Raw genomic sequence first — 21,150 nt, 5'->3', positions numbered from 1 at the left:
GGGGTCCTTCGTGGCACGGCCGCTGCCATGGCTCTTTCGTCCATGTTGCTGACCACCGGCTGTGATTCGTCCGACGCGAGCGGCGGGGACGCGAAGGCCACCGCGGCCGTGCCCGCGGGCTTCCCCGTCACCATCGACAACTGCGGCGTGAGGACGACGTACGACAAGCCGCCGTCGCGGGTGGTCACCATCCACCAGCACCCGGCGGAACTGATGCTCGCCCTCGGCCTGAAGGACCGCATGGCCGGCACGGCCTTCCCCGACTCCGCCGTCCTGCCCGAACTCAAGAAGGACTACGAGGCGATCCCCGAACTGGCGGAGAAGGAACCGTCGTTCGAGAAGGTTCTGGACGCCGAACCCGATCTCGTCTACGGCGGTTACGGCAGCGCCTTCGCCGAGAACGAGGGCCGCTCCCGCAAGGCGTTCGCCGACGCCGGCATCGACACCTACCTCAACCGCGAGTACTGCGGCAAGAAGCAGGTCACGATGAAGGACACCTACGACGAGATCCGCACCATCGGCAAGATCTTCGGTGCCTCGGACCGGGCCGACAAGCTGGTCGCCGGCCTGGAGAGCCGCGTCGGCAAGGCCGCCGCCAAGGTCGAAGCCGAGCCCGAGGTGCCCGTCTTCGTGTACGACAGCGGTGACAAGGCCGCCTTCACCGCGGGAGGCAAGAGCCTCGGTACCGAACTGATCCGGCTGGCCGGCGGCGAGAACGTCTTCGCCGACCTCGACGACGTCTTCGGCGACGTCTCCTGGGAGCAGGTCGTCGCGCGCAAGCCGGAGGTCATCGCCATCTACGACTACACGGGCGCCGGAAGCATCGAGGAGAAGAAGAAGTTCCTGCTCTCCCAGCCCGCGCTCGCCGGCGTACCCGCCATCAGGAACAAGCGATTCGTCGTCCTGCCGCTGACCGCCACCCTGGTCGGCATACGCTCGGCCTACGCGGTCGACGACCTGGCCCGCGGACTGCACCCCGAGAACTTCCAGTGACCCAGGCCGCCACCGGCACGTCCACCGCGCAGGTGATCCAACGGCGCAAGACCACCGAGCCAGAGCCGGGCCGTACACGGTGGGGCATCACGCTGCTCGTACTCACCATCCTGCTCGTCGTCTCCACCACGGCGGGCCTCGCCATCGGCTCCGTCCAGGTACCACCCGGCCAGGTGTGGGGCATCGTGACCCATGCGCTGGGTGCCGACTGGCACGAACCGGACTGGTCGCGGGCCCGGGAGACCATCGTGATCGACGTGCGGGCGCCCCGGGTCCTGCTCGGTGCCGTCACCGGAGCCGGCCTCGCGGTGATCGGCACCGCGCTGCAGGCCCTGGTGCGGAACCCGCTCGCCGAGCCCTACCTGCTCGGAGTCTCCTCCGGGGCGTCCCTCGGCGCGGTCTCCGTGATCGTGTTCGGCGTCACCGTCTTCGGACCGGTCTCCCTGTCGGTGGCCGCCTTCGTGGGCGCCCTGGGCGCACTCCTGCTCGTGTACGCCACCGCCCGCACCGGCGGACGCATCAGCTCGTCACGGCTCGTGCTGTCCGGGGTGGCGATCGCGGCGGTACTCACCGCGGTACTCGATCTGCTCCTGCTCACCACCGACCGGGGCAACGAGGCCCGCGCGGTCCTCGCCTGGACCCTGGGCGGCCTCGGCGGGGTCGACTGGGGCACGCTGTGGCTGCCGAGCACGGCCCTCCTGCTCGGTGTCGGCGTCCTCATGGTGCAGGCACGCAACCTGAACCTGCTGCTGGCGGGCGAGGAGGCGGCCACCACGATGGGGCTGGACGTGGGCCGCTTCCGTGCCCGGCTGTTCGTCCTGCTCTCCCTCGTCACCGGCGTACTGGTCGCGGCGACCGGACCGATCGGCTTCGTCGGCCTGATGATGCCGCACATCGTGCGCCTGTTCGTCGGCGGTGACCACCGCCGGGTGCTGCCGACGGCGGCGCTCGGCGGAGCGGTCTTCCTCATCTGGGCCGACATCGCCGCGCGGACGGTCGCCGCGCCGATGGAGATACCCGTCGGCGTGCTCACGGCCCTGTGCGGCGGACCGTTCTTCCTGTGGCTGATGCGCCGGGACGCCCGGCGCGGCACGGGCCGAGGAGCGGCATGAGCGCGACCGACCTGAGCGTCGACGGCGTCACGCTCACCGCCGGAGCCCGCCACCTGGTGCGCGACGTCTCCCTGACCGCCCGCCCGGGCGAGACCATCGGGCTCGTCGGCCCCAACGGCAGCGGCAAGTCCAGCCTCCTGCGCGCCGTCTACCGCGTGCTGCGCCCCGACACCGGCCAGGTCCTCGTCGACGGAGGCGACGCCTGGTCACTGCCGGTGCGGCAGCTGGCCCGCACGGTGGCGGCGGTGGTTCAGGACTCGGCAGCCGACTTCGACCTCGCCGTCCGCGAGGTCGTCGCCATGGGCCGCACCCCGCACAAACGACTTCTCTCCGGTGACACCGCCGAGGACGCCGAACTCATCGACGCCGCGCTCCTGGCGGTCGACGCCGTCCACCTGGCCGACCGCCCCTTCGACCGGCTCTCCGGCGGCGAGCGCCAGCGCGTCCTCATCGCGCGTGCCCTCGCCCAGCAGCCCACCCTCCTCGTTCTCGACGAACCCACCAACCACCTCGACATCCGGCACCAGCTGTCCGTGCTCGGCACCCTGCGCCGCCTGCCCGCGACCGTGCTGCTCGCCCTGCACGACCTCAATCTGGCCGCCTACTACTGCGACCGCCTCTACGTCCTGCACGCCGGCGAAGTCACCGCCTCCGGCCCGCCCGCCGATATCCTCACCCCGCGGCTCCTGGCCGAGGTCTACGGAGTGGCGGCGGAAGTCGCCACCCATCCGCGCACGGGCGCCCCGCAGGTGACGTTCCTCCCCGAAGAGCCACGCAGGTGAAGGAGCTCTGCCCCGCACCCCCTCTCGGAGATCTGGGAGGGACTGGCCGACGCAAGGCACAAACCGATCGTCGTGTCCGAACTGCCGGACCTCGTCCGGATGGTGACGGCAGCAGGTTTCCGCGCCCCGGCACGCACGGCACCGGCCGGGCCCCGCACGCCAGTCGAGGACGACGAAATCGCCGGGCTCCACATTCGTCACACCGGGCCGACCTGTTCGACGACACCGGCGGCCGTATGGGCGGGGAACAGCGGGAAGTCCTCGTTGATTCCGCCCTCTCGGTAGTGCAGTTCGGTGGGGCGGACGCCGCATGCCTGCCTCCACCACCGTTTCGGCACGCACCGGCTCCCCCTTGCCGCAGGCGACGGCACCCCGAACGTGCTGAGACGCTGGTCCTTTCAATCGCTGCCGCTGCGGTGGATCCGGAATCGGTGACCAGTCATGCGGCCCGTCGGATCCGTATGGGAAGGGACGCCCAGGAGCGGAGCGTGTTGTTGAGGTGCCGGCGCGGTTCGCCCGCGAGCTCGATGTGGCCGACGCGCCGGGCCAGGGCCGTCATCAGAGTCTCGGCCTCCAGGCGGGCGACGTGCTGGCCCACGCACTGGTGGATGCCCATGCCGAAGCCGACGTGTCCGGAGGGGTCGCGCCCAAGGTCGAAGCGGTCCGGGTCGGTCCAGCGGTCAGGGTCCCGGTTGGCTGCACCGAGGAACATAAGGATCTTGGTGCCCTCGGAAATGCGGACGCCGGCGATGGTGACGTCGGTGGTGGCGGTACGGAAGAAGGTCTGCACGGGGGACTGCCAGCGCACTGCCTCGTCGAACACCACCCGGGCCGACTCGGGCCGCTCGCGCAGCCGTTGCCACTGGTCGGGGTGGGTGGCGAAGGCATACAGGGTGGCGGCCAGGCCATGGACGGTGGTGTCGACGCCGGCGGTCAGCAGGGAACGCACCACCAGCGGTGCCTGCTCGTGGGTGAGCTCGCCGCGGTCGGCGGCGGCCCAGATACGGGCTCCGAAACCGTCCTCACCGAGGGCCTCGCGAGCGCACCGGGTGTTCACCCAGCCCGACAGTTCGGCAACCCGGCCGGCGTCGGCCGCGACGAGGTCGTTGCGCGGCCCGAAGGCGTTGAAGGCCATGTTCCCGTAGGGCAGAAGGTTGTCGCGGCCATCGGGGCCGATGCCTACGGCATCGGGGAAGACCCGCAGCGGGAAAGCCGACGCCAGCGCGTCGAACGCGTCGAACTCCGTTCCCTGCTCGGCCAGCACGGTGTCGACGAGGTCTTCTGCGACTGCCTGCCATGTTTCACGCAGACGGCGCAGCGCGGATGGCGCGAGAATCTCACGCAGTACGCGGCGCGGGGCGTCGTGGTGCGGTGGATCGGCCTCCAGCAGCAGACTCGGCTGACGCCATGGCTTCTCGTGGTGGAAATTGGCGAGTCCGACCCCGGCGCCGGACTGGAACGTCTGCCAGTCCCCCAGAGCGGCGTGCACCTCCTCGTAACGGGCCAGGGCATGGACGTGGTAGCGGGACAGGCGGACGACGGGTCCGGCCTCGCGCAGTGCGCGATGCAGCGGTTCGGGATTGCGCAGGTGTTCGGGGGCGAAGGGGTCGGCGTCACTCGTCGGGAGAGCGGCGGCAGTTGTCGGTTCGAGCATGACGGCTCCAGCGTTGGCGGCTCGGCGGGGAAAGGGAGCGGCTCAGAGGTCCAGGACCAGGCGATCCGAACGAGAACGGGACACGCAGGGAAGCATGCAGTCGTCGGCCTCGCGTTCATGGTCGGCCAGCACCGAATCCCGGTGCTCGGGCGTGCCTCCCAGGACCGGGGTGAGACAGGTGCCGCAGGTCCCCTGCTCGCAGGAGGACAGCACGTCGGCGCCCGCCAGCCGTATCGCGTCGAGCACCGAGACGTCCGGGGTGACGGCGACCGTCCTGCCGCTGCGGCGCAGCTCCACCTCGAACGGAGCACTGCGTACGGGGTCGGTGCGTGCCGCCGCGGTGAAGCGTTCAGTCCGCAGGCTGTGCGGCGGCCAGGCGGCGCAGGCGTCCTCGACAGCGGCGAGCAGCGGACCCGGTCCGCAGCAGTACACCGTGGTGCCCGGGACGGGCCGCTCCAACCACGTGTGCAGGTCGAGCAGACCGTGCTCGTCCTCGGGCCTGACGTGCACGCGGTCGCCGTAGAAGCCCGTCAGCTCCGCGTGGAACGCCATGGAAGCCCGTGTGCGACCGCCGTACAACAACTGCCAGTCAACGCCCATCAGTTCGGCCTGATGCATCATCGGCAGCAGGGGGGTGACGCCGATGCCCCCGGCGATGAACAGGTACCGGCCGGCCGGGACGAGGGGAAAGTGGTTGCGCGGACCGCCGATCCCGACCCGGTCACCCGGCTCCAGCCGTTCGTGCACGTACGCCGATCCCCCGCGCCCCGCGGGCTCGCGCAGGACGGCAATGCGGTAGGTGTACGCGTCCCAGCGGTCGCCGCACAGGGAGTACTGGCGTGTCATTCCGTCCGGCAGGACCAGGTCGATGTGCGAACCGGGTGTCCAGTCCGGCAGCCGGGCTCCCGCCGGATGCGCGAGGGTCAGGGACACGACGCCCTCGGCGACGGTGTCCTTGGCGCGGATCTCCAGCGTCACGGTGGAACCGGAGGGCCGGGGAGTTGCTGGAAGAGCGTTCTGTACGACCACGTTGTCGCCTTCCGTCTGTGGATTGCAGGAAGGATGCGCGTGGCCGCCGTCACGCCGCGACGGTATTTTCACTCAGTGAGAGACGAACTTCGTGTGGGTGTCCACGCGGGATACGCCGCCCTCACATTCCGGGGGAGATGTCCGGCGTGTCACGCATGCCGAGAGCGCGGGAGATCCCCCGGGCGGCCGTACACACGACGGGGACGACCGTCTGGGCGCTCGCGTCGTTGGGGATGATGACCGAAAGCGCCGCCACCACGGTGCCGTCGGCGCCGCGTACCGGTGCGGCGATGCCGAGTGCTTCGGCGTGGACGTATCCGGGGCAGTACGCGTGCCCCCGCCGACGGATCTCGGCCAGGAGGGCGCGCAGCCGTGCGGGCGTGGCCGGGGTCGCCGGGGTGTAGGCGGTCAGGAAGCCGGCCAGGACCCGTTCCTTCAGGTCGGTGGGGCCGTGAGCGAGCAGGACCAGGCCGCTGGAGGAGGCGTGCGGGGGCAGCCGTCCGGCGACGCGGGTGTAGTTGATGACCGCCGCGGGGGCCGAGAGGCGTTCGAGGAACAGCACGTCGTCACCGTCCAGGACGCCCAACTGGACATGGTGGCCCACGACATCGTGCACACCCTCCATGAACGGCATCGCGGCGTCGCGCAGCGACAGCGTCGGCGAGGCCCGGGTCACCAGTTCCCACAGCCGGACGCCGATCCGCACCCTGCGGTCGGCGTCCCGGCTGAGGAAGCCGTGCGCGACCAGTTCACCCACGAGCCGTGACGCGGTCGCCACGTGCAGACCGGAGCGACGCGCGATCTCGGAGACGGTCAGGGCGGGATCGTCCTGACTGAACGCCTCCAGGATTCGAGCGGCCCGGGACAGGACGGACTCGCGATGCGGTGTCTTCATGCCCGTACGCTCCCGTGGTCCTGCGCGCCGCGCGCCTGCTCCGGCGTGGCACGGGAGCCAGGCCGAACGGGCACGGTCCCCTTCCGCGTATCCGAACGGCTCAGCATGCCGTCCATCCAGCATGGACGCCAGTGCGTGTCTCATCGACACGGGGCAAGCCGGCGATCTCCTCAGAACCGAGGACGCGGCTCCAGACGCCGCCAGGTCCCCGTAGTTCTCTGCTCGGTTTCTTCCGCGCCTGCTGCACCGACGGCTCGACGCCGATCGATGACCGGCCCTTCCCGGTCGGTCTCCCACGCAGGGCCGCCGCCCTGCCGCAAGAAGCCCGCCTACATCACCGCATCGGACTCTTCGACGGTGCGGAGGAACGCGAGAAGAGCACCGTTGAACCGGTCCGGCCGTTCCCAGGGGATGGCGTGGCCGGAGTCCGGCACACTCACGTATTCGGCGCGTGGCAGCCGGGAGGCCGCCAGCTCCATCAACGGGGCCGGCACCAGCAGGTCGGCCCCGCCGCCCATCACAAGAGCCGGGGCCCGCAGTCCGCTCAGGGCGGCCCAGGTGATCTTGCTGACGGTGGGCTGTAGATGGAGGCCCTTGGGGCGCGCCGACTGCGCGATCCGGCGCCATGCCTCGACGCCCGCGGGATCCTCGGCGCGGTAGCTCGGCCCGAGCTCGAGGAATTCCGGCGGGAGATCCGCCGAGTGCGGTACGCCGACGCGGGCCAGCGCCGCACGCCACGGCTCGTCGGAGATGCCGAGGATGCTTGCCGCCACGGTCAGCGAGCGGACCAGGTCCGGGAAGGCCAGTGCGAAGTCGACGGCGTAGATGCCGCCTCCGGCGGCGCCGACGAGGTGGATGCGGCTGAGCCCGAGGGCGTCGACCAGCGCTTTCAGGTCCTCGGCCGCCGGCACCGGGTGGTCAGGGTCCGCAGGTGTGGACCCGAGGTGGCCGCGCCGGGTGTAACCGGTGGATGATGCCCCAGGATCCGGCCGTGTCGGCTGTCACTCTGATTCCGCAGGCGGCGCAGGACACTCGGTCCGTCGAGGTCGGGCAGCATCCGGTCGAGGAAGACGACATGCGGCTCGCACTCCCGCGCGATGCGGAGGGCGCCGTAGCCGTCCGCCGCACGGAAGGGCTGCCACACCGCCTCGGCGACGGCCACGGCCAGCAGCTCCACCAACTCCGGCTCATCGTCGACGATCAGCACCCGGACAGCGCTGTCCTGCGCTGCATCTGGTTGAGACCTGGCCCTCATTCTCCCCCGCGAGGCCACCGGCTGCCCGTGCACGACCCGCACCCTTGCTGACGGCGTGGAACGCCGTGAGCCGGCGGCGCGAGGGCGTCGGCGGCCCGGATGTCGAAGCCGGCGGATCAGTCGGTCAGGTCCGGCACGCCGTCGTCCGTCGTCGTCGCGTCCGCCGCCGGGCCGGCGCCTCGCCCGTGAAGCACGTCCCGTGGTGAACTGCCGAATCGCCTTCTGAAGACGCGCGCGAAGTAGGAGTGGGAGCCGAACCCGCACTCCTGGGCGACCTGACCCACTGACCGGCGCCCCGGTGAGGTCAGCAACCGGAGCGCGAGATCCAGACGCCGGTCGGTGACCCAGTGCGCTACTCCCCCGTGCCGGCTGAAGATGCGCGACACCTGTCGTTCGCTCACCCCCAGCGCCCCGGCGACCCTGGCGGCCGACAGCGTCGGATCGGCGAGGTGCTGGCAGATGTACGCTTCCGCCGCTGCGAGCTGCGAGCCCGCGTCGTCCGCTGACCGGCGTCCGACCATGGTGCGCAGCAGTGCGAGCACACGCTGCTCGAGCCCGTCGGTGTCGACCGGCCCGCCGCGTACGGTGTCGTCCATCAGTTTCGCGAGGGCCGCACCTGGTCCGGACCGCCCGGCACCGGTGGCCAGGTCGAACACCTTGTACGGTCGCGGGAGGTCCGGCCCGACGAGTTCGCGGTACACCGTTTTCGGCACGGTCAGAGCGAGCTGGTCGAGTCCTTGGGCGAAGGCCCGCAGGGACGGTGTGTCGGTGTCGCTCAGCAGTGCCTGCCCGGGCCTGAGCGTCACCACGCCTTCGCGGTAGTAGGCACACGTCTCCCCGGCCAGTGGCACGGTCAGCAGCACGGTGCCGGTCGGATGGCGCTCGATCTCTCGCGCCGTCCGTTCAGCGATGTGCGGGGCGGCTGTGATGTGCGCCAGTCGCAGGCGAGGCGTCCGGACGTTGTGCTCGGTCGCCTGGAGTGCTTCGCCCAGGGTGCGGCACGTGGTGTGGACCATGGCGCGCGCGTTGTAGCGGTCCCAGAGTTCCATCCGCCTCGACACGGGTACGCCCGCCGTCGAGAACGTCATCAGGGTGTACTGCCGCGCCGAGGGGAATACGGGGCGTCCCGCGAGGGACTCAGTCATCGGTCGCGGCAGTCTTGCCGGTATGGGTCGTCCTGCGGCTCGCACCGCGGCGCGTACAGGTTGACGTGGCGTTCACGCTCGTCACTCCGTCGCCGTCACTCAAAGTCATCGACTCCTTGCAAACGGTCTGAGCCCTGCACATGGGATCGTCAGCGCTCAGCGGCTCCGGCCAGGGCGCTTACGCATCGCCGACCGCTTAGCGCCCAACCGTACGCACAGCGCCCACGCCCCCGCAAGCCCCCGGACCCCTGTTCACGGCCCCGCCTCACCAGGACGGACACACCGGCTCGGGCAGCTCGCCGGCAGGGCCCGAGGCCCGCGGCCTCACCGGCTGCGAGCGCCCACGCAGGTCAGCCTCCCAGAAGGGACGGCGTCCGGTACGGCTGGCTGACCGTCAGTGCCTGGCGGGCGCTCTCCGGGTCAGCAGCGGCTGAGCGCAGCGCAGCCAGGGTCGTGTCGAGCTCTTCGCGGTCGGTGGTGTCGAACACGAGGGTCTTGAACATGGTGGCCCGCGGCGATCCGTAGTCGAGGAAGGCGTCGCGGCGCAGGCGGGAGTACTCGTCGAGGATTGCGTCGTCCACCGTCCCCGTGAGTACGGCGGCAAGCGCCTCGGAGAGGACGTACGAATCGAACAGACCACCGGTGAGTCCCAGCCCGCCGATCGGATTGGTGACATGCGCCGCGTCACCGGCCAGGAGAACGCGGCCCAGCCGATAGCTGCTCGCCGAGCGCTGGTGCATCGTGTAAGGGGAGAACTGCACGAGCTCGTACGCCGCACCGGGCGGCAGGAGCTCGGCGAAGAAGGCGGCGATCCGGGACGCCATCGTCTCCATCGGCAGTGCGCTGTCCTCGTGGTACGTCACGCGCCAGAGGTCGGACTCGTCGACACGGGCGATGACTCCGCCCATGACAGGGTCGACGACCAGCGTCGAGTCGGCGTATCCGAGACTCCGGAGGTCGTAGCGGATGTTGGTGGCGATGAACCGCTCCGGCCATGTCGTCCCTTCGAAGCCCAGGCCGGCCGCCGTCCGCACGGAGCTGGAGGCGCCTTCCGTCGCGACGACGTAGTCGGCGCGATACGTGGTGAGGCGCCCGTCCACGAAGGCCGACACCGACACTCCGTCGGCGTGCTGGTCGACGTCGGTGACCAGCGCGCCGAAGACGACCTCGGCGTCCGAGTGCCGGCGCAGGTGCTCCAGTGCCACGTCGGCCAGGCGGTCCTGGCCGAGGTGGATGTTGTAGGCGTAGGGCTCGTGTCCCTCGAAGACCCGGAGGTCGAAGCGGATCGCGTCGCGGTTGGCGTGATCCCAGAACGCCAGGTCGGTCACCCGGAAGCCCGCCTTCTCCACATCGCCGAGGATGCCGAGGTCGGCGAGGCCGGGGAGCACTCCGTTGTGGTAGACCATCGCCCGCGGCGAGCGGACGATCCCCAGTTCGCGCTCGAGAACCGTGACCGCGATTCCCCGACGGGCCAGCCCGAGCGCCGTCACCAGCCCCACGGGCCCCGCACCGACGACGATCACTTGGGGCTGCTTCATTGCCGCTCCTCTTTTCTCGAGCACTCGCCCGTACGCCTGTTCCTTGTCGCCGAGAGGCCCTCCGACCGGATCGGTCCACTCTCCGCAGCACTCAACGTGTCTGAATGGAGGGGCCGGTCCGGGGCGCCGGCGGAATCGGTCCACACGTTGGCGGAAACTGACGCACGCGCGACGGGTGCTCCAGGGCCGATCCGGCGAGCGCACGGCCGCGGCGGTGACCGGCCCGTGCCCCGAACGCCTCCGCGGTGACATCATCGGCGCCGACCGGGTCCGGCAGCGTCCGAGTGGTTCCGTCCCGCGCACAGCGTTCATGCCGGGCGCAGGGTACGCACGGACACGGGCGCCTCCGGCGTCAGCGCCCGCCGGCTCGAAGGCACCACCGACCTGGTCACGCGCCCCACCGGCCGCCGTGGTCCGCAGTGAAGCGGCCTTCTGCCTAGAGACCGAGCACGTCTCCCGCACTACGCTCCACAGGGCCGAGGACTTCGATCCCGGCGAAGAGCACCGCGAGCCCGATCGAATCGAGCAGCTGTTCCGTGGTCATGCCGAGTGCGCGGCCGAGCAGCACGTTCTCGCGGATGGCGTCCTCGTCGCCCTTCACCGTGCTGTGGTTCAGCAGCAGGTACGGCAGCATCTGCTTGGGCAGGGAGTCCCTGATGGCGTGCTCGTACCGGTTCCGGTACGCCTTCAGGAGACCGGGCCGGTGCCGGGCGAGCAGCCGTGCGTAACGGGGGATCTCGCCCAAGGTGGTGGTGTACCAGTCCATGAGTGCGTCGATGTCGGCCTTCGTCGCCTCCAAGGAGCTGTGATCCATCCCTGCGTCGAAGGCGTGGGGATCGAAGTCCCAGCCCGGAGGGAAACGCTCGGTGAGCGGCGGGTCGACGTATGCGCGGAGGGTGGGAGCCTCGGCGTACGCGGCATACATGCCCTGATGGCCCGAGTGGATGTTCGCCACGGACAGAGCGTCCAGGATGTCGCTCCGCTGGGCTCCGTTCGACCTGGCGAGGCGGATCTCGTAACCGATGCCGGCCTGGAACCCCTCGACCGCGTACTGGTGGATGGCCAGCATCTGGATCGGAACCTGGAACCGGGCGGCTTCCTCCCCGAAGAAGTGACGGGACCTCGCCTTGTGCCTCTTGAGCACATCGGGGCGGAACTCGATCCAGAACTCGAACGAGTCGAGGCGTCCCTTCTTCGTACGCTCGTACTCGGCATGGAACGCGGCGATCTCTTCGCGTGTGGTCGCGTCGGGGTTGGACAGGTCGAGACCGTCCTGGGTCAGGCTGAAGCGTGTCATGGTGGCAGCATGCCCGGCTCCCCGGCCGTCGACTGCGACTCAGGTCACGGCTCCGGCACCAGGCCGTCGCCGCGCCGAGCACCTCGTGGGCGGATATCCCGGCAGCTCGACGGCGAGCCCGTGGGAGATCAGGGGGCGAGCCGGCCGAAACGGCCCCGGAAGTAGGCCAGCGGCCGACCGGGCCGTGCCTCCGCACTGAGCACCCGGCCCATGAAGACGGTATGGGTCCCCATCGTCACGGCCTCGGTGACTTCCGCCTCCAGCCACGCGAGTGACGACGGGAGGAGCGGAAGCCCCGCGCTGCTCCGCGTCGTCCCGACGCCGTCGAACTTGTCGGAACCCTTGGTCGCGAACCTGGTCGCGAGCGGCCCTCCGTCTTCGTCGAGCATGTTGAGTGCGAAGCGTCCTGCCATCGACACGGCCTGGGACGTGGAAGAGGTGCGGTTGAGACACAGCACCACCATCGGCGGTTCGAGGCACAGCGACGTCACCGCACTCGCGGTGGTCCCGAAGTCCGTGCCGTCCAGCGTCGTGGTCACCACGGTCACACCGCTGAGGAAGTGCCCGATGACGTGCCGGAAGTCCTCAGAGCTCGGCCCGGCCGAGGAGGACAGCTGATTGGTGCGAGAGGTAGTTGTCACACATTCAGACTGCGGTGGAGGCCCCGATGCCCGCCGTGACCTGCGTCCGCCGCCGCCTGGCGGACTTTCGTCACTTCTCCGGGCGGCGGGCGTCCCTAGTGTTCGCCCGGTCCTGAAGACCGCACGACGGGAGTTCACCCATGCCGACACCTCTTGAGACCGTCCGGGCCTACTACGCGCGGATCGACGCGGTCGATCTGGACGCCGCCTTCGACCTCTTCGACGAGAACGCGGCCGTGCGCTTCGGGGAGCACGAGCCGATCGTGGGCCGTGAGGCCGTCGCCGCGCACGTGAAGAAGATGGTGGTTCCGGTCGCCAAGGAACTCGAGCACCGGGTGGTCAGCAGCTACGAGGTCCGGACCGGGGACACCACGACCGTCATCTGCGAAGCGGTCGTGACGTACACCATGCTCCACTCCGGCAACGTCCATTCCCACAACGCCGTCACCATCAGTGAGGTGAACGGCGACGGCCGCATCGTCCGCCAGCGCAACGTGGGCAACCTCGGGCCCGTCATCGCGGACCACAAGACCCACGCACCGAGCTGAACCGGCGTGGACATCGCGGTAGGTCTGCCTTCGCACGTGCCGGGCACCGGACGGGACGACATCATCGCCTGGGCCCGGCACGCCGAGCAGCTGGGATTCGCCGGCCTCGTGGCCACCGACCGGTTCGCCTGGAACCAGCTGGAACCCCTCGGTGTCCTGGCCGTCGCCGGCGCGGTGACCGAACGCATCCGTCTGCGCACCAGCGTGGCCCTGCTCCCCAACCGCGGCTCCCCCGGCCCCCTGGCCAAGCAGCTCGCCTCTCTGCAGGTGCTGCTCGGAGGTCGGCTGGAACTCGGCGTCGGGGTGGGCGACCGTGAGACGGACTACCGTCTCGCGGGCGCCGAGTACCGGGGGCGGCATCGCCGTCTGGAGACCATGCTGGAGGAGATGGCAGCGATCTGGAGCGGGGCCGGCGAGTACGCCGTCGTCGGCCCGCGACCACCGGTGGAGATACCGGTCCTGATCGGCGGGGCCGGACAGAACACCTGGGAGCGCGTCGCCCGCTACGCCGCCGGGTGGACGTTCGCCGTCGGTTCTCCGGACAGCTTCGCGGCGGGCGCCGAGGGCGTCCGCGAGGCATGGGTACGGCACGGACGCGAAGGGCGGCCGAGTCTCCGTGCCCAGCGCTACTTCAGTCTCCGTGCGGACCGCCGAGACGCCGCGGAGGAATTCCTCCGCCGGTACTTCGGGTTCCTCGGACCGGCTGCCGAGCACCTCGTCGCCGGCTCGCCCCTGGACGAGCGGATGACCACCGGCGTCGCGGAGGCGTTCCGCTCCGCCGGGGCGGACGAGCTGGCCTTCCTGCCGGTCACCAGTGACCTCGCCGAGCTCGACCGCCTCGCGGAACTCACTCTGTGAACGGCTCGAAGCCGGTGAGGTAGGGCGCGTACGACGGTTCGACGTCGACGCCCAGCGCCTGGATGATCCTGGCGGTGGCCTCGTACTGAGCGACCGCCACGACGATCTCGACGGCGCCGTGGCGGCCGAGGCGTTCCTCCAGGGCCGTGAACTCCGCGTCGGAGAGTCTGAGGTCGTGGATGGCATCGACCGCGGCCAGCACGGGGCGCTCGTCGGCGTCGAACCGGTCGGAGCTCCGCCACGACGCCAGCGCGTCGATCTGTGCCTCCGACACACCTGCCTTCATCGCCATGGGGCGATGGTGACTCCACTCGTACGCCGAGCCGACGAGCTGCGCCACCCTCAGGACGGCGAGCTCGCGCAAGCGGCGGGGGGAGACGGCGGCGTGCCGCAGGTGCTGCGGCAGGGACCGGTAGGCGAGCAGCAGCTCGGGAACGTTCGCGAGCGCCCGGTACAAGTCGATCGGCTCTCGTTGTTCGGCCGCGAAGGAGCTGAACACTCCGTACCGTACGGCGTCGGGATCGTCGGAAGGAATCAGGGGGATACGGGTCATGGCCCCAGCCTGACCGCTGAGCCGACTCCTGAGCAGGACCGAAGTCACTGACCTTCCCCGGCACCACGGGATTCACTGCCTTCGTGACCTTGGGAATTGTTGACATGAGAGCAGCCGGCGACGTCTTCACCGACGTCGAGCACGGCGAGGCGGCGTTCGCGCCGGTGGTGCCGGTCCTCGAGCCGGGGGACATCGTCCTGGGCAACTGTGAGGGTGTGTACTCGGACCGGCCCGCCAAGTCGCCGTCGCACAAGCACTTCATGGGCACCACCGTCGACCGGGCGGCGCCGCTCGCGTCCGCCGGGTTCACCGTGATGACCTCGTCGAACAACCACGCCCTCGACGGCGGTTACGTCGGGCTGGACGACACACGCACGACCCTCGAAGGCCTCGGGATCGACGTCCTGGGCGCCGGCGCCGATCTCGCGGAGGCCGTACGGCCCTACGTGACCGAGCACAACGGTGTACGCGTCGCGATCCTCGGCTTCAGCACGGTCTTCCCGAAGGGCTACGAGGCCCGGCCCAACCGTCCGGGGCTCGCACCGCTGCGCGTCACCACGTCCTACCTCGACCCCGACGAGAACTTCTGGGAGCCGGGAATCCCCCCGCTGATCACCACTGCGGCGGTGCCCGAGGACCAGCAGCGGGTGCGTGACGCGATCGCCGCCGCGCGGGAACAGGCCGACGTCGTCGTCGTGTCGATGCACTGGGGCTACTCGCATGTGCTCGAGCAGCTGATGGACTACGAGCCCCGGCTCGCACGCGACGCCATCGACCACGGGGCCGACGCCGTGCTCTGCACGCACCACCACGCGCTGCGCCCGGTGGAGTGGCACGGGGGCCGGCCGATCTTCTACGGCACGGGCGCACTCATCCACCACTTCGTCGGACCCTCCGTGACCCCGCAGATGCGTGCGAACTCGATGACGCGCTACGGCGAACTGTCCTCGATGCGCCCGCCGGCCGAGGAGTTCGAGCTGTGGCCCTTCGCCGAGGAGGCGCGCCGGTCGATGGTCGTCGCGCTCACTCTCCGCAAGGGTGAGCAGCCGGTGGCGGAGGCCGGTTTCTTCCCCGTCCAGATGCTCGCCGACGGCAGTACGACGGCGTTGCGCCCCGAGGACGAGCGGGCTGCGGTGACCGCGGGTTACGTCGAGCGCATGTCGGCCGACCAGGGTTTCGCGGCATCCTTCGAGCACACCTCCCGGGACGGCTGGGCCTACGTGCGCGTGACGGACCCAGCCGCGCAGTAGACCTCTCATGACTCACCACCAGCAGGGCCGGACGGACCTCCGTCCGGCCCTGCGCGCGTCTTCACCACCGGCGCCGGACTGCCGGTGCGCGCGTCCGGGGCAGGCGCGGCCAGGCTGTACCGAGCCCGCTGACCGGGTGGCCCCGAGGGGGCCCGACACGGACGCGGCACGGCGGGACCTGGGTCACAGCCCGATGCCTGGCCCGGGTGCCAAGGTGGCTCCATGATGCAACGCCTGCAGGGAAAAGTTGCTGTGATCACCGGTACGGGCGGCGGGCAGGGGCGCGCCGCGGCGCTCCTCTTCGCCGCGGAGGGGGCGGTCGTCGTCGGTGGTGACGTCAAGACCGACGGCGCCGAGGAAACGGTCAGGCTCGTCCGTGACGCCGGCGGGACGATGACGTCGACGCACCCGCTCGACTTCTCCGACCGGGCCGCCGTCGACGCGTGGATCGCGGAAGCCGTCGCGGAGCACGGACGCATCGACGTCCTCTACAACAACGCGGCGAAAGCGGAGTTCGGCTCGATCGCGGAGATGCCGGTGACGACCTGGCACACGGCGCTCCGCAACGAACTCGACACCGTCTTCCACGTCACCCAGGCGGTGTGGCCGCACATGGTCGCCGCCGGCGGTGGGGCGATCCTGAACACCGCTTCCATGCAGGGCATCAACTCGATCCGGTCCGGCCCCGGTGGGTTCGCCCATGCCACCACGAAGCACGGCGTGATCGGGATGACGCGCGAACTCGCCAACGAAGGCGGGCCCGTCGGGATCCGTGTGAACGCCGTCAGTCCCGGACTGGTCCTCACGCCGGCCACCGAGAACATCAAGGACATGCCGGGCGCCGTCGAGGGATTCCTCGACCACCAGATCATCAAGCGGCCCGGCACACCCGAGGACATCGCGCGCGCCGCGCTGTCCCTGGTCTCCGACGACGCGTCGTTCATCACCGGGGAGAACCTGGTCGTGGACGGCGGCTACACGGTCGTCTGAGACCGCTCGGCGCCGACCCGGACCGGGGAACCGCGGACGAGCAGTTCCCCACCACCCGGCAAGGCGTGGGTTCCGGCCCGGCGGACATCGCCGTCAGCCCCCGTGCCAGGGCCCCTCTCCGGCCGGCACGTGGCCTGGTGTGCGGGAGCGGGCACAGGAGGTCCGTGCGGTACCCGAGCGGCCGGTTCCTGTGCCCGCGCCGTGCGACGCGTCCTACGCCGGGAGTGCGGCCGGGTCGCCGGCCGCGATCACTGCGCCGTCGCGGTCGACGTTTCCGGGTCCACGCCCACCGTGATCGAGGCCTTGACGCCCCTCGTGATCCGCTTCTTGTCGTAGTGGAGGGTCAACAGGCCGCCCGTGGCACCGCTGTCGTCGTAGAGGATGTCCTCGGGGAGGGTGACGCGCTCGACGGTGCTGCCCGCGTACGGCTCCGTCGCGGCGACGGCCTGGACGGCCTCCTCCTCGAAGTACAACTGGCCGGTGTGGCAGGTCCGGCCGCCCTCGTAACCACTGCTGGTCCAGGTACCGTTCACGTGCACATGGGTGTGGATGTGCGCGGCCCGGCCCTCGTACCAGCCGGGGAAGATGCTGGTGAAGCGGACCACTCCCTGGTGGTCGGTACGCAGGGTGCCGCGCAGGTAGCGCTCGTCGTCGGTGGGCTCGATGTGTATCTCGCCTCCCCCGGAGCCGTCCGCGGGCGGCTCGGTGGGCAGGCCGGGAGGCAGGGAGGAACCGATGCTCTCGTACCCGGAGTAGATGCCGAGCGCGTCGCAGTGCCAGATGTCGACCGCCGCGTTCCGTACCGGCTTGCACGTCTCGGCGTCGATCACCTTGATGACCAGGGTCAGGGGTACGCCCTGCTTGTCCTCGGTGATGTCCGCGCGGACCTTGTCCGCGTCGATGTAGTAGGGGCCCTCGATGGTTTCCGCGCTCAGCCGGTAACACGCTTCTCCGGCTGCGGCCTTCGCCCCCTTCACCTCAGCCGGTGACTCACCGGCGAGGGCCGTCGTGGCCAGCACACCGCCCGCGCCGGCCACGGCGACGGCCGCCCCTCCGGCGACGAGCACCTGCCGACGTGACGTGTTCCTCTTGTGTCGCGCACCGTCCTGGGTCATCCGTACCGGCTCCCTCGCTTGGGCCGGTCCACGACGACCGGCCGTGCGCGCTCATTATGAGGGGTCCACCTGAGGCTTACCTGAAACGGATCGGGCTCCGGCGTCCGGGCGTGCCTGACGCCCCGTCCGGTGATGAGCCGTCAATGGCGTTGCACCGATGGGGAATGGGGAACGCAGCCCACATCTCCCCGGCGCTCCACGTGCCCGCCTCCGAAACCCAGGAAAGGCCGGACGCGGTGTCCGGCCCTTCCTCGGATCCTCGATCCTGCGAACGGGTTACACGAACCGGTCGCCACCGCCGACGTACAGCTGCTGGCCGGTGACGAACGAGGAGCCCTCACTGCCGAGGTAGGCGACCGCGTCCGCGACGTCCTCCGGCTCGCCCCTCCGCGGGACGCACTGGCCGACGGTGACCTCGGCGAAGAAGTCGTCGACGTCGTCCCGCATGGAGAGCACGTGGTCGGTGGCCATGAGACCGGGCAGGACGCAGTTGGCGGTGACGCCGTGCGGTCCGCCTTCGCGGGCCAGGGCACGGGTGAGGCCGATGATGCCGCTCTTGCTGGCGATGTACGCGGCCTGGCCGGGTGTGCCGATCATGGTCGTGCCCGAGGAGACGGTGACGATCCGGCCGTACTCCTGGTCCTTCATGTACGCCATCGCCGCGTGCGCGCACACGAAGGTGCCGCCGAGGTTGATGTCCACGACCTGGCGCCACAGTTCCTGGGTCATCTCCGAGAACTCGACCCACGGGAAGATCCCCGCCATGGTGACCAGGACGTCGAGGGAGCCGGCCTCGGTCCGGAAGCCGGAGAGCGAGGCTTTGACCGCTTCTTCGTCGGTGACGTCGGCGGCGAAGCCGAAGGCGTTGCCACCCTGGTCCCGCAGTCGCCGGACGGCGTCGTCGACGGCGTCCTGCTTCAGGTCGATGATGCCCACCGTCGCGCCTTCGGCGGCCATCCGGGCCGCCGAGGCGTAACCCAAGCCGTTGGCACCTCCCGTCACCATGACACTTCGGCCCTGGTAACGCCCGGCTGCGAGCGGATAGTTCGTGGTACCGGTCATGTCAGACACCCTCGCTTTCGGTGTGTGGAAAGAGGGTGACGGTCACGGACATGGTGCCTCCTGGCGAAAAGGGCGAGAGCGGGGGGAATGCGTGCGAGCCTTCCGGGCCGCTCGCAGTGGGGCAGTGACCTCGGTCCGGCACGGTCGTCGACGGAACATCGCCGCGGTCGGGCTCAGAAGTCGAAGAACACCGTTTCGTCGCCGCCTTGGAGGCGGATGTCGAATCGGAGACCACCGTCGTCCTCCGGCACGGCGACGAGTGTGTGACGACGGCTTTCGGGGACGCGCGCGAGCACCGGATCGACCGCGTTCGCCGCGGCTTCGTCCGGGAAGTAGATCCGGGTCTCCGCCTGCTTCATGAGGCCACGCGCCCACACCGTCGCATGGAGGTAGGGCGCCAGGCCCGTGCCGTCGGGCAGTTCGAGCCCGGCCTCGGGTTTGCGGACCCGGACGTGCCAGACGCCGAAGGCGTCGGTCCGGGCTCTCGTGAACTGGTCGCCGTACCACACCTCGACCAGTGCGTCCGGGTGGGCGACGGGCTCCCCCTCCCCGTCCAGGACCGCGCCGCGGATCAGTACGGCGCCCGGCTCGCCGGGCTCCGTCGAACGGTTCATGCCCTTCGCGTACAGCGCGTAGCCGTACATGGGGCCGATGGTCTGCGAGGGAGACTGTTGGGTAGACATGCGCATCACCTAGAGCGTCGGCGTCGCGCTGCGGCCGCGCAGCACGATGTCCCAGTTGTAGGAGAGGGCGGAGGTTTCCCCGCCGGAGGTCAGGGGCGTTGACTCACCGTCGAAGCGGGCGACGAGACGCCGCCGCCCCTTGGGGTCCGGGACGGCCTCGATGATCGGGTCGTGCTCGATCAGCGGGTCACCGTCGAAGTAGCACTGGGTGATGAGCCTCTCGCTGAGGGTGCGCCCGAACAGCGAGAAGTGGATGTGCGCCGGGCGGAACATGGTGCCCTTGGGCCCGGCGTACGCCGCCGGCCGGATCGTGGTGAACCGGTAGTTGCCCTGGTGGTCGGTCATGCACCGGCCGGCTCCGGTGAAGTTCGGGTCGAGCGGCATGAAGCCGGGGTCCGCCCGGTCGACGTACCGGCCCGCGGAATTGGCCTGCCAGATCTCCACGAGCGTGTTCGGAACGCCGCGCCCGTCACTGTCGAGAACCCGGCCGCTGAGCACGATCCGCTGCCCCTGCGGCGGGCCGTCGTGCTGGATGGTCAGGTCGTTGTCGGTCGGCTTGACGGCGAGGTGTCCGAACGTCGGTCCGGCGAGGTCGTGGAACCATCCACGGGGAAGCTGTACGAGTGGTTCGCGTGGGGCTCGCTTCTTGGTGATCAGATACGCGGGGTGGAAGTACGGCGGATTGGCATCGAGCTGACTCATGACTTCGGACGCTAGGCAGACGTCGGCACCCGGTCTGTGACCTACGTCCTGAACGCCGTTGGCACAGGCGGACGGAATTTGCCCCGGACCGCGGCCGGACCCAAGTCACGTCGATGTCGCCCAGGCGTCACCTACAGTCCGCCGCATGCTCAGTTCATCGGACTTCACATGGTGAGGCAGCCGGCCGCGGTCGTGGTCGGGGCGGGGCCCTCGGGCTTCTACACGGCGGCCCAGCTCCTCGACGCGGGCTTCACCGTGGACATGGTCGACACACTCCCCACCCCGTTCGGTCTCGTGCGCGCCGGAGTGGCGCCCGACCATCCGAACATCAAGGTCGTGACGCGGGTCTTCGACAAGGTGGCGGCACGTGACGGGTTCCGTTTCTTCGGCGGCCTCACCCTCGGGGAGAACATCTCGCGCAAGGACCTCACCGCGCACTACGACGCAACGGTCTACGCCACCGGCATGCCGGAGTCGAGCCGTCTGGCCGTGCCCGGTGAGGACCGGCCCGGATCCGTGAGCGCGACCGGTCTCGTCGCCTGGTACAACGGCCATCCGGACGCCGCGGAGAGCACCTACGGCCTCTCGGCCCGGCGCGCCGTCGTCATCGGCAACGGCAACGTCGCCATGGACGTCGCACGGATCCTCGCCCTCGATGTCGAAACCCTGCGCCGCACCGACATGGCCGACCACGCCCTGGCCGCGCTCGACCGGTCCCGCCTGGAGGAGATCGTCGTCCTCGGACGTCGCGGACCGGTCCAGGCGGCCTTCACCAGCCCGGAGCTGCGCGAGCTCGCGAAGCTGTCAGAGGTCGACGTCCACGTCGATCCGCGCGACCTCGATCTCGACGAGCACAGCGCGGCTTCCCTGGCGTCCGCGGACCCGACGACCCGTCTGAACATGGATCTGCTGCACGAACTCGCCGCGCGGGAGACCCGGTCGTCGCGCCGGCGCATCACTTTCCGGTTCCTGTCGTCGCCGCTGGAGGTCATGGGCGACGGCCCCGACGGAACCGTGACCGGCCTGCGCATCGGCCGCAACCGCATCG

22 protein-coding genes and 1 pseudogene are annotated in these 21,150 nt (G+C 70.1%); 8 read left to right on the top strand and 15 right to left on the bottom strand.

Annotated features, from left to right (window positions below):
• From VN520_RS36755 to VN520_RS36745, 3 genes are all read left to right on the top strand, one after another.
• The coding region (locus tag VN520_RS36755) for an ABC transporter substrate-binding protein (RefSeq protein ID WP_414720067.1) at positions 1–993 on the top strand (993 nt) is incomplete at its 5' end.
• Positions 994–1,025: 32 nt separating this feature from the next.
• Positions 1,026–2,105, top strand: coding sequence for an iron ABC transporter permease (locus tag VN520_RS36750; protein ID WP_325751297.1), 1,080 nt, complete (start codon positions 1,026–1,028; stop codon positions 2,103–2,105).
• Complete coding sequence (locus VN520_RS36745; RefSeq protein WP_325751295.1) at positions 2,102–2,887, top strand: ABC transporter ATP-binding protein; 786 nt, start codon at positions 2,102–2,104, stop codon at positions 2,885–2,887. Before VN520_RS36750 ends, VN520_RS36745 begins: the two co-directional genes overlap by 4 nt.
• A 108-nt stretch (positions 2,888–2,995) precedes the next feature.
• Here VN520_RS36745 and VN520_RS36740 read toward each other — a convergent pair.
• The 10 genes and pseudogenes from VN520_RS36740 to VN520_RS36695 all read right to left on the bottom strand — a co-directional run.
• A pseudogene (locus VN520_RS36740) lies at positions 2,996–3,289 on the bottom strand (alcohol dehydrogenase catalytic domain-containing protein); the annotation flags it as partial.
• 37 nt (positions 3,290–3,326) lie between these two features.
• On the bottom strand, positions 3,327–4,541 hold the full coding sequence (locus VN520_RS36735) for a cytochrome P450 (RefSeq protein WP_325751294.1): 1,215 nt from the start codon (positions 4,539–4,541) through the stop codon (positions 3,327–3,329).
• A 42-nt stretch (positions 4,542–4,583) separates the two neighbouring features.
• Positions 4,584–5,519, bottom strand: a complete 936-nt coding sequence (locus tag VN520_RS36730; protein ID WP_325751296.1) for a PDR/VanB family oxidoreductase — start codon at positions 5,517–5,519, stop codon at positions 4,584–4,586.
• Between the two features lie 172 nt (positions 5,520–5,691).
• Positions 5,692–6,465 carry an IclR family transcriptional regulator gene (locus tag VN520_RS36725; protein WP_325751293.1) on the bottom strand — a complete coding sequence of 258 codons (774 nt, stop codon included), beginning with the start codon at positions 6,463–6,465 and terminating at the stop codon, positions 5,692–5,694.
• A 329-nt stretch (positions 6,466–6,794) separates the two neighbouring features.
• Positions 6,795–7,376: an alpha/beta hydrolase gene (locus tag VN520_RS36720; protein ID WP_325751292.1), complete on the bottom strand. Its 582-nt coding sequence runs from the start codon at positions 7,374–7,376 to the stop codon at positions 6,795–6,797.
• The gene (locus tag VN520_RS36715; RefSeq protein WP_325751291.1) at positions 7,355–7,672 is read right to left on the bottom strand and encodes a response regulator; all 318 of its coding nucleotides are present in this window, start codon (positions 7,670–7,672) and stop codon (positions 7,355–7,357) included. Before VN520_RS36715 ends, VN520_RS36720 begins: the two co-directional genes overlap by 22 nt.
• A gap of 164 nt (positions 7,673–7,836) precedes the next feature.
• Complete coding sequence (locus tag VN520_RS36710; RefSeq protein ID WP_325751290.1) at positions 7,837–8,865, bottom strand: helix-turn-helix domain-containing protein; 1,029 nt, start codon at positions 8,863–8,865, stop codon at positions 7,837–7,839.
• A gap of 350 nt (positions 8,866–9,215) precedes the next feature.
• Positions 9,216–10,403 (bottom strand): NAD(P)/FAD-dependent oxidoreductase, encoded by a 1,188-nt coding sequence (locus VN520_RS36705; protein WP_325751289.1) that lies wholly within the window; start codon positions 10,401–10,403, stop codon positions 9,216–9,218.
• Positions 10,404–10,839: 436 nt separating this feature from the next.
• Entirely contained in the window at positions 10,840–11,700 is an 861-nt protein-coding gene (locus VN520_RS36700; RefSeq protein WP_325751288.1) for a hypothetical protein, read from the bottom strand.
• 128 nt (positions 11,701–11,828) lie between these two features.
• Positions 11,829–12,341, bottom strand: a complete 513-nt coding sequence (locus VN520_RS36695) for a flavin reductase family protein (protein WP_325751287.1) — start codon at positions 12,339–12,341, stop codon at positions 11,829–11,831.
• 140 nt (positions 12,342–12,481) lie between these two features.
• On the opposite strand from VN520_RS36695, the gene VN520_RS36690 reads away from it, so the two are divergent.
• Together VN520_RS36690 and VN520_RS36685 are read left to right on the top strand one after the other, a co-directional pair.
• On the top strand, positions 12,482–12,889 hold the full coding sequence (locus VN520_RS36690; protein ID WP_325751286.1) for a nuclear transport factor 2 family protein: 408 nt from the start codon (positions 12,482–12,484) through the stop codon (positions 12,887–12,889).
• A gap of 6 nt (positions 12,890–12,895) precedes the next feature.
• Positions 12,896–13,747 carry an LLM class flavin-dependent oxidoreductase gene (locus tag VN520_RS36685; protein WP_325751285.1) on the top strand — a complete coding sequence of 284 codons (852 nt, stop codon included), beginning with the start codon at positions 12,896–12,898 and terminating at the stop codon, positions 13,745–13,747.
• Here the strand turns inward: VN520_RS36685 and VN520_RS36680 are convergent.
• Positions 13,737–14,300 carry a carboxymuconolactone decarboxylase family protein gene (locus tag VN520_RS36680; protein WP_325751284.1) on the bottom strand — a complete coding sequence of 188 codons (564 nt, stop codon included), beginning with the start codon at positions 14,298–14,300 and terminating at the stop codon, positions 13,737–13,739. The genes VN520_RS36685 and VN520_RS36680 overlap by 11 nt on opposite strands.
• 104 nt (positions 14,301–14,404) lie before the next feature.
• Between VN520_RS36680 and VN520_RS36675 the strand changes: the two genes are divergently transcribed.
• Both VN520_RS36675 and VN520_RS36670 read left to right on the top strand, forming a co-directional pair.
• The gene (locus VN520_RS36675) at positions 14,405–15,550 is read left to right on the top strand and encodes a CapA family protein (RefSeq protein ID WP_325751283.1); all 1,146 of its coding nucleotides are present in this window, start codon (positions 14,405–14,407) and stop codon (positions 15,548–15,550) included.
• Positions 15,551–15,772: 222 nt separating this feature from the next.
• Positions 15,773–16,540, top strand: a complete 768-nt coding sequence (locus VN520_RS36670) for an SDR family NAD(P)-dependent oxidoreductase (protein WP_325751282.1) — start codon at positions 15,773–15,775, stop codon at positions 16,538–16,540.
• A 248-nt stretch (positions 16,541–16,788) separates the two neighbouring features.
• Here VN520_RS36670 and VN520_RS36665 read toward each other — a convergent pair whose 3' ends face one another.
• From VN520_RS36665 to VN520_RS36650, 4 genes are all read right to left on the bottom strand, one after another.
• The gene (locus VN520_RS36665; protein WP_325751281.1) at positions 16,789–17,655 is read right to left on the bottom strand and encodes an intradiol ring-cleavage dioxygenase; all 867 of its coding nucleotides are present in this window, start codon (positions 17,653–17,655) and stop codon (positions 16,789–16,791) included.
• Between the two features lie 276 nt (positions 17,656–17,931).
• Positions 17,932–18,717, bottom strand: coding sequence for an SDR family NAD(P)-dependent oxidoreductase (locus VN520_RS36660; RefSeq protein ID WP_325751280.1), 786 nt, complete (start codon positions 18,715–18,717; stop codon positions 17,932–17,934).
• A 173-nt stretch (positions 18,718–18,890) separates the two neighbouring features.
• Entirely contained in the window at positions 18,891–19,400 is a 510-nt protein-coding gene (locus tag VN520_RS36655) for a protocatechuate 3,4-dioxygenase subunit alpha (RefSeq protein WP_325751279.1), read from the bottom strand.
• A gap of 9 nt (positions 19,401–19,409) precedes the next feature.
• A complete protein-coding gene (locus VN520_RS36650) occupies positions 19,410–20,102 on the bottom strand; it encodes a protocatechuate 3,4-dioxygenase subunit beta (protein WP_325751278.1) in 693 nt (230 codons plus the stop codon).
• Between the two features lie 168 nt (positions 20,103–20,270).
• Between VN520_RS36650 and VN520_RS36645 the strand changes: the two genes are divergently transcribed.
• A partial coding sequence (locus VN520_RS36645) for an FAD-dependent oxidoreductase (protein WP_325751277.1) occupies positions 20,271–21,150 on the top strand: 880 nt, incomplete at its 3' end.

The sequence above is a fragment of the Streptomyces sp. genome (assembly GCF_035563135.1).
In the GTDB taxonomy this organism is placed as follows: domain Bacteria; phylum Actinomycetota; class Actinomycetes; order Streptomycetales; family Streptomycetaceae; genus Streptomyces.
Note: the sequence above shows the minus strand (reverse complement) of the source record. Positions and strands in the feature narration are given on the sequence as shown.